At 43.2% G+C, this 667-nt stretch carries 1 protein-coding gene; it reads right to left on the reverse strand.

Translation table 11 applies throughout. The annotated features are described in order from the left end of the window. Positions 1 to 96 precede the first annotated feature (96 nt). Positions 97 to 588 carry a papain-like cysteine protease family protein gene (locus OCT63_RS21380; protein WP_161688572.1) on the reverse strand — a complete coding sequence of 164 codons (492 nt, stop codon included), beginning with the start codon at positions 586 to 588 and terminating at the stop codon, positions 97 to 99. Between the last annotated feature and the right edge of the window lie 79 nt (positions 589 to 667).

Genomic DNA, 667 nt, shown 5'->3' on the forward strand with positions numbered 1-667 from the left:
CGCATTAAGGTGTGAGCAGCGCTTGGCTACACTTGAGCGAAGCGAAACTGCCAAGCGTTGCGAATCACTCTTAAATGCTTTGTTATATGCTTAGTATTACATAGGGGCTCCAACAACTACAGAAGCTCCCCAGCGCCATTGTGAATATAACTGGTTAAGTGAGTTAACGTAAGTTTGACCCGTCCAAGGATCGGATACTTCTATTCCGCCACTATTATTCATTCTTTGCAGTACGATAAAATGCCCTACAGCCCCATTGCTTGGTCTTACAAACGCAATAAGCTTCCATCCACTTGCTAAAGTCTGGTAAAGCTCATTAGGTGAGGCAGGTCTATTGACCACCCAAGCCCTGAATTGGTAATAGTTCAATAGTCCTACAACTTCATTGACATGAGCAGGTCTATCTATAGGTCTACCATCCAATACCGTAGCTATCTGCTGCTGGCTTTGATAAATATTTGCCTGTCGCAAAACATCTTGGATTGAAGCAGCCCAACACCAGTTTTCACCAAGTTGGCGCTCAATAGCTTGGGAAGTAAAGGAAGTAATAACTAATAAAGTAAGTGCGATTAATCTGAAGATGTTCATATGTTTCTCTCCTAGCCCGACGAAACATACTAACTATAGATAGGACGGTAGGGTTATGCCAGATTGCATATAACGCCGC

This window comes from Vibrio sp. RW, from assembly GCF_027587105.1.
Classification (GTDB): Bacteria; Pseudomonadota; Gammaproteobacteria; order Enterobacterales; family Vibrionaceae; genus Vibrio; species Vibrio toranzoniae.